This window comes from Desulfovibrio sp. TomC (assembly GCF_000801335.2).
Lineage (GTDB): Bacteria > Desulfobacterota > Desulfovibrionia > Desulfovibrionales > Desulfovibrionaceae > Solidesulfovibrio.
Window position 1 is genome coordinate 1 of the sequence record NZ_JSEH01000047.1, and the last position, 7,255, is coordinate 7,255.

At 59.9% G+C, this 7,255-nt stretch carries 7 protein-coding genes and 1 pseudogene; all 8 read left to right on the plus strand.

Annotated elements, in window-relative coordinates; translation table 11 throughout:
- A pseudogene (locus NY78_RS21265) lies at window positions 1-576 on the plus strand (CDP-glucose 4,6-dehydratase); the annotation flags it as partial.
- Window positions 569-2,155 carry a lipopolysaccharide biosynthesis protein RfbH gene (rfbH, locus tag NY78_RS21270; protein ID WP_053062314.1) on the plus strand — a complete coding sequence of 529 codons (1,587 nt, stop codon included), beginning with the start codon at window positions 569-571 and terminating at the stop codon, window positions 2,153-2,155. The pseudogene NY78_RS21265 and the gene rfbH, both read left to right, overlap by 8 nt.
- Window positions 2,155-2,586, plus strand: coding sequence for a GtrA family protein (locus tag NY78_RS21275; protein ID WP_043640873.1), 432 nt, complete (start codon window positions 2,155-2,157; stop codon window positions 2,584-2,586). Before rfbH ends, NY78_RS21275 begins: the two co-directional genes overlap by 1 nt.
- Window positions 2,587-2,620: 34 nt before the next feature.
- Window positions 2,621-4,423, plus strand: a complete 1,803-nt coding sequence (locus NY78_RS21280) for a thiamine pyrophosphate-binding protein (RefSeq protein WP_043640877.1) — start codon at window positions 2,621-2,623, stop codon at window positions 4,421-4,423.
- Between the two features lie 23 nt (window positions 4,424-4,446).
- Entirely contained in the window at window positions 4,447-5,262 is an 816-nt protein-coding gene (locus NY78_RS21285; protein WP_053062315.1) for an aldolase/citrate lyase family protein, read from the plus strand.
- Window positions 5,259-5,927, plus strand: a complete 669-nt coding sequence (locus NY78_RS21290; protein ID WP_043640880.1) for an SDR family NAD(P)-dependent oxidoreductase — start codon at window positions 5,259-5,261, stop codon at window positions 5,925-5,927. The genes NY78_RS21285 and NY78_RS21290 overlap by 4 nt, the downstream gene beginning before the upstream one ends.
- The gene (locus tag NY78_RS21295) at window positions 5,918-6,991 is read left to right on the plus strand and encodes a 3-dehydroquinate synthase (RefSeq protein WP_197084306.1); all 1,074 of its coding nucleotides are present in this window, start codon (window positions 5,918-5,920) and stop codon (window positions 6,989-6,991) included. The genes NY78_RS21290 and NY78_RS21295 overlap by 10 nt, the downstream gene beginning before the upstream one ends.
- The coding region (locus NY78_RS25105; RefSeq protein WP_197084307.1) for a hypothetical protein at window positions 6,973-7,255 on the plus strand (283 nt) is incomplete at its 3' end. The genes NY78_RS21295 and NY78_RS25105, both read left to right, overlap by 19 nt.

Genomic DNA, 7,255 nt, shown 5'->3' on the forward strand with positions numbered 1-7,255 from the left:
AAATCCTTCTTTCCGGCCGTCGCCTACGGCCGGGACCATCACGTGGCAGTCGCATCGGCCCGGGCCGGCAACGCCATTGGCGGCGGCGATTTCGGGCATGACCGGCTGATTCCGGATTGCATCCGCGCTTTTGCCGCCGGCCGGGCGGTGTCCATCCGCTATCCCGACTCCGTGCGTCCCTGGCAACATGCCCTGGAATGCCTCTCCGGCTATCTGACCCTGGGAGCCCGGCTGCTGGAAAGCGGCCCGGCGTTTGGCGGCGGGTGGAACTTTGCTCCCCTCCCTTCCGGCCAGCCCTGGGGGGTCCGGCGGGTGGTCGAAACCGTGGCCGCCTTGTGGGGCCACGGCGCGGTTGAACAGGAGCCCGGGCAGCATCCCCACGAAGCCAAACTGCTGCGCCTGGATTGCTCCAAGGCCATTCAGGAATTGGGTTGGCAGCCCCGGTGGGACGTCATGACCGCCCTTGAGGCCACAGTGCGCTGGTACCAGGCCTGGCATTCCGGCCTGGACGCCGAGGGGCTGCGCGAATTGACCCTCCAACAAATTGGCGAATTTGAAAGTGCCTATAATGAGTAAAATCTCCTCTGTTTCCCCCGGCAACATCGTGCGTCATGACGCCTTGCCGGGACGCGGCGTTGTTTTGCGTCTGCAAGATGGCCTGGCCTACGTCGTGTCCGAGGCGGCCGGCGGCTCTGATGCCCTGGACGGGTGTTGTCTCGTGCCCCAGGCGACGGACGGCGCATTGCCGTTGCGGCTCGATCTGTGGAACACGCAACGCCTGGCAGTTGCCGACTGCGAACCCCTGGGGGCGCTGGCTCCGTCCGGCCTGGACCTCCTGTTCCGGGCTTTGGGCCGGCAGGCGGCCAAAGGCCATTACGGAGCCTGCCACACGCCCGGCGTCTTCACCCCGGACGTATCGCCCGTGCCGGTCTCGGGCAAATGCTACGGCGCGCCGGAAATGGAAAATCTGGTCGAGGCCGGGTTTGATTTCTGGCTGACGACCGGACGGTTCAACGACGCCTTCGAGGCCCGGCTGGCCGACTGGCTCGGCCGGAAGTTCTGCCTGACGGCCAATTCCGGCTCCTCGGCCAATTTGCTGGCCATCGCCGCCCTGACCTCGCCAAAGCTCGAGGAGCGCCGGCTGCGTCCCGGCGACGAAGTCCTCACTGTCGCGGCCGGGTTCCCCACCACCGTGGCTCCGCTGGTGCAGTGCGGCCTCGTCCCCGTCTTTCTCGACGTCGATCCGGCAACCGGCAATGTCCGCCCGGAACAGCTCGAAGCGGCGGTGACCGACAAGACGCGGCTGATTTTTCTGGCCCATACCCTGGGGAACCCCTTTGACGTCGCGGCGGTCATGGCCGTGGCCCGGACCCACAATCTGTGGGTGGTGGAAGACTGCTGCGACGCCCTGGGCTCGCGCTATGCCCGGGACGGGTTGGACGGGATGTGCGGCGGCTTCGGCCACATCGCCACCTTCTCCTTTTACCCGGCCCACCACATCACCATGGGCGAAGGCGGGGCCGTGGCCACTGACGACCCGTTACTGCGCAAAATCCTGATGTCCTTTCGGGACTGGGGGCGGGACTGCTGGTGTCCGCCTGGCGTGGACAACACCTGTTCTCGCCGCTTCGACTGGAAGTTCCCGTTGCTGCCGGCCGGGTATGACCACAAATACGTGTATTCGCATCTGGGCTACAACCTGAAGATCACCGACATGCAGGCCGCCGTGGGCTTGGCCCAGCTCGACCGGCTGGACGGGTTTATCCAGGATCGCAAGCGTAACTTCGCCTACCTGACCGAAGCCCTGGCGGATCTCGAAGGTCCCTGGCTCACGCTGCCCAAGGCGACCCCCGGCAGCGCCCCTTCCTGGTTCGGCTACCTGATGACCCTGGGGCCCGAAGCCGGCAACCGGGAGGAGCTCCTGCAATACATGGCAGAGCACAAAATCGGCACCCGGCTGCTGTTCGCCGGCAACATCCTGCGCCAGCCCTGCGCCGAAGGCATGCCCCACCGGGTGGCCGCGCCCCTTGACGGCACGGACGTTATTTTGCGCCGTTCCTTCTGGATAGGCCTCTATCCCGGCCTTTGCCGCGAGCAGCTAGACCATGCCGCAACCTGTCTGCGCCGCTGGCTGACCAGTGGGAAACGAGCCTGATGGTTGCCGACTTGACGGCCCGGATCCGAGCCCGGGGGCTGCCGTATGTCCTGGTCGGCGCGGTGAATACCGCCCTCGGTTACGGCGTGACGGTTGGTCTGTATTATCTGCTGACGCCCGGCTGGCCGCTCGTGCCCATTGCCGTCCTGGCCAACGTGATCTGCATCACGCTGTCGTTTACGCTGTACAAGATCTTTATTTTCAAGGGACGAGGCTCCTGGCTGACGGAGTATTTGCGCAGTTACGTGGTCTACGGCGGCAATGCGGTCTTTGGCATTGCCGGCCTGTGGCTGTTGACCGACGTCTTCGGAATGCCGGTGTGGCTGGCCCAGGGCCTGGTCATGGGGCTTGGGGTGTTTGGCTCCTTCCTGGGCCATGAATTGTTCACGTTTAAGACAAAACTGGAACCGGCCGACGAGCTGGGTTCCTGACGCAGACCCTGGTTGCGGGCATTGGAGTTTTTGGGTGAAGCTTGCAGAATATGTTGCCAATTTTCTGGTCGAACACGGGGCCCGACATATCTTTCTGGTGACCGGCGGCGGCGCCATGCATCTCAATGACGCCATCGGGCAGGAAAAGCGGCTCCACTATGTGTGTTGCCATCACGAGCAGGCCTGCGCCATGGCGGCCGAAGGCTATGCCCGGGTGGCCGGGACGCCCGGGTTTGTCTGCGTGACCACCGGCCCTGGCGGCATCAACGCCCTAAACGGCGTGTTCGGGGCCTGGACCGATTCCATCCCCATGCTGATCATCTCCGGTCAGGTCAAACGGGAAACCTGTATGGGGGCCTGCCGCATCGAGTCGTTGCGCCAACTCGGCGACCAGGAGGCCGATATCCTGGGCATGGTGCGCGGCATCACCAAATATGCCGCCATGGTTGAAGACCCCGAAACGATCCGCTACCATTTGGAAAAAGCCCTGCATCTGGCGGTTTCCGGCCGTCCCGGACCGTGCTGGATCGATATTCCCCTCGACGTCCAGGCCAGCCCTATTGCTCCGGAATCTCTGGTTGGCTACAGTCCAGAACCGGAACCGGCCCTGGCCGGCGAGTCCTTAGAGGCGGTCTGCGACGATATTTTGGTTCGTCTGGCAGAAGCCAAACGTCCGGCCGTGCTCGTTGGCACGGGCATCCATCTGGCCGGAGCCGAGGCGGTGTTTGACCGGGTGATCCGGCTCCTGGGCATCCCCGTGGCCACGGCCTGGACGGCGCATGATCTGATGGACTCAGGCGATGCCCTGTACTGCGGCCGGCCGGGGACGATCGGCGACCGGGCCGGCAACTTCACAGTGCAAAACGCCGACATGCTGCTCGTGATCGGCAGCCGGCTCAACATCCGTCAGGTGAGCTACAACTGGAGTTCCTTTGCCCGGGCGGCCTTCAAAATCATCGTCGACATAGATCCTTGCGAACTGGACAAGCCCACGGTACAGCCCGATCTTCCGGTCCAGGCCGATGCCGCCGCCTTCCTTGAGACCCTGGAGCGCCGCTTACATGCCCGCGCCTGGGCTGTTTCCACCCATGCCGACTGGCTGGCCTGGTGCCGGGAACGGGTGGACCGCTACCCGGTCGTGCTTCCGCGCCATCGCCAGGCTGTCGGCAACCGCATTAATCCCTACCATTTCATCGAGGCCCTGTTTGATCGGCTTCGAGACGACGACGTCATCGTCTGCGGCAACGGCTCCGCCTGCGTCATTCCCTTTCAGGCCGGCCGGATCAAAAAAGGCCAGCGGATGTTCGCCAATTCCGGCTGCGCCTCCATGGGCTATGACTTGCCCGCAGCTATCGGCGCGGCCGTGGCCAGGGGTGGGAAACGGGTCATTTGTTTGGCCGGGGACGGTTCCCTGCTTATGAATGTGCAGGAACTGCAGACCATGGCCGGCCTGTCCCTGCCAATTATACTGTTCGTGCTGAATAATGATGGATATCTGTCCATCAAGCAGACGCAGGATGCCTTTTTCCAGGGGCGACACATGGGCTCAGACCCCCAATCCGGCGTGACCTTTCCGGACTTTACCCGCCTGGGGCAGGGATTCGGCCTGGATTCCCGCAATCTTAAAGGACCTGATTTTCTTGGGGACCTGGAGACAATCCTGGAATCCACCTCCGCGCTTTTGGTCAACGTATTGCTTGACCCGGCCCAGGGATTCGAACCGAAACTGAGCTCCCGACAGTTGGAAGATGGACGTATTGTATCTCCTTGTCTGGAAGATATGCACCCCTTCTTGAGCCAAGACGAATTACAGGCTAATATGTGCATCACCAACTGATTTGACATCCAAAGGAGGTATTCGTGAACAATCTCGAACGGAAAATGGTCGATGTCCTCAAGGATCTGAAAGAGAATCATCATGTCTGCGGCATCAAGGCAGAATTCGAGGCCGAGGGCACCCGGCTGGAAGAGGCCATGCGCCTAAAAGAAGTTATCACAGTGGCCGGCCTCGGCCTGACCTTGAAGATCGGCGGTTGCGAGGCTATCCGTGATATGTACGAGGCCCGAATCTTAGGCGTGGATCGTATCGTGGCCCCAATGGTTGAAACCGCCTATGCGCTCAAAAAATATCTCAAGGCCATTGAAAAAGTCTTCCCGCCAGAAGAACTCGAACATATTGACATTGCAGTCAATATCGAGACCATGGAAGGCTGCCGCAATTTCGACGCTATGCTCGCCTTGCCGGAAATCCGCATTTTGGACGGCGTGGTCATGGGCCGGGTGGATCTGACCGGATCCATGGGACTTGGACGCGATGATATCAACACCGACGTCGTCTTTGACATCACCAATGAGCTTTTCGCCAAAGCCAAGGGAAAGGGCTTGGAATGCGCCGTGGGCGGCGGCGTCGGCAAGGAAGCTTTACCGTTTTTCCATAAACTCAAGCCCGGTTTGTTGGATCGCTACGAAACCCGGAAGCTGATCTTCCAGTGTCCGGACGCCTTGCACGACGAGCCTGAGAAGGGCATCCTCAAAGCCGTCGGTTTCGAGTTGCTGTGGCTGAAAAATAAACGAGACTTCTACGGGATGATCTTTGATGAAGATAAGCAGCGTATTGTGATGCTCGAGTCGCGCTACAAGCAATTGATCAAAGAAGCCGGGGGCAAATACGAATGAATGGACGCGTGGCCCTGGTGACGGGGGCGTCCCGAGGCATTGGGAGAGCCATTGCCGCACGCTTTGCTGCGTTGGGAGCAACAGTGTTGCGCCCAACCCGCCAGGACATGGACCTGGGTGATGGCCCATCGGTCGAGGCCTACTGCAGCGCCTTGTCTTGTCCGGTGGATATTCTGGTCAATAATGCCGGCATCAACCCCCTGGCTGGGGTTGCTGAACTGAGTGACGAAGCCATGCATGACGCGTTGCGGATCAATCTGGAAGCGCCATTGCGTCTCACCCGTGCTCTTGTGCCGGGTATGCGGGAGCGAGGCTACGGTCGTATCGTCAATATTGCATCCGTTTTCGGCGTTGTGTCCAAAGCTCGGCGAACCATCTATTCCACGACCAAATCAGGCCTTCTCGGCCTGACCAGGGCGGCGGCAGTTGAGCTTGCGCCGTTCGGGGTGTTGGTGAATGCGGTCGCCCCGGGGTTTGTCGATACGGAATTAACGCGTCAGAACAACACGCCTGAGCAACTCCAGATCATTTGTGAGGGGATACCGCAACAACGCATGGCCAGCCCGGAAGAGATCGCCGTCGTCGTGGCCTTTTTATGCGGCCAAGCCAATTCGTACATGACGGGCCAGACCATTGCCGTGGATGGGGGATTCACATGTCTGTGATAACAGTTCGGTCCAATATCAAGGACTATGACGTTGTTTTTGAAAATGATCCTGGGTTTCTTAATTTTTCAAGCAAGTTTCAAGAAGCTTGCTACATCATTGATACAAATGTCTGGGATCTGTATAAAGACAGTGTTTTGTCCGTCTTGCCGGAACAGGATGTCATTATCCTCCCTTTTGACGAGACACGCAAGAATCTGGCCACGGTACAAGAGATCTATGACCGTCTCATGGTCCGATCTTCCAAGCGCAACCTGACGCTTGTGTCCATTGGCGGAGGCATTACCCAGGACGTCACAGGATTTGCCGCTTCGACACTGTATCGAGGCCTGCATTGGATCTTTGTGCCAACGACATTGCTGGCGCAGTCTGACAGTTGCATCGGCGGAAAGACGTCTTTGAATTACCAAACGTATAAAAATCTCGTGGGTACCTTTTACCCGCCAAGCCGCGTGCATCTTTACACGCCGTTTTTGTCCACTCTTAAAGATGTGGATTATGCCAGCGGTCTGGGAGAGGTCATCAAGCTGTATCTTATGGGCGGCCGGGAACGTTCCGAGGCCTTGCCCGGTCTGCTCGGCCCCTTGCTTGCCCGACAGCCCGAAGTGTTGCGCCAAAGCGTGCGCGAATCCTTGCTGGTCAAAATCAGCTTCATTGAAGGCGACGAGTTCGATACCGGCAGACGTAATCTCCTCAATTTCGGACACACCCTTGGCCATGCCTTGGAATCGGTCAGCAACTACCGGGTGCCGCATGGCCAAGCCATTCTAGTCGGTATGGCTTTTGCGAATATCGTCAGCAGCAGGCGAGGCCTGCTTGCGTCGACGCGCAACACGGCCATCGCGGGTATCCTCGAGCAGGCTCTGGTGTGCCGGCCCATGCCGGCGGAAATGGATGCCGCACTCCTTATTGAGGCAATGCGTAAGGACAAAAAGCGGGTCGGTACGAACATTCCCTTGGTGATGTTGACCGATGACGGCTCCTTGGTTCGTATAAACGACCTGACTGAGGAAGAAGCGCATATCGCTCTGAGGGCGTTAGGCATATGGCTGTTTGGCAACTAGCGGAGCCTGTCCTCGACGAGGATGTCCGTTGGATCACCGAAGCCTCTCCCTGGATGTGGGAGGCATTGCGCGGCGCAACCATCTTCTTGACGGGAGGCACTGGTTTTTTTGGGTGTTGGTTGCTGCTGGCTCTGGCCCGGGCTGATGTGGTCTATGCGCTTGATTTGCGTGTCATCGTGCTGTCCAGAAACCCCAAGGGCTTTGCCCGTCTCCATCCGGAAATCGCTGCCGCTCGGGCTGTGACGTTTCTGGCCGGCGATGTGC

What these genes read in the sequence shown, in the direction of transcription:
- rfbH (WP_053062314.1), top strand. Translation starts at nt 569, where the DNA reads ATGAGTAAAATCTCCTCTGTTTCCCCCGGCAACATCGTGCGTCATGAC.
- NY78_RS21275 (WP_043640873.1), top strand. Translation starts at nt 2,155, where the DNA reads ATGGTTGCCGACTTGACGGCCCGGATCCGAGCCCGGGGGCTGCCGTAT.
- NY78_RS21290 (WP_043640880.1), top strand. Translation starts at nt 5,259, where the DNA reads ATGAATGGACGCGTGGCCCTGGTGACGGGGGCGTCCCGAGGCATTGGG.
- NY78_RS21295 (WP_197084306.1), top strand. Translation starts at nt 5,918, where the DNA reads ATGTCTGTGATAACAGTTCGGTCCAATATCAAGGACTATGACGTTGTT.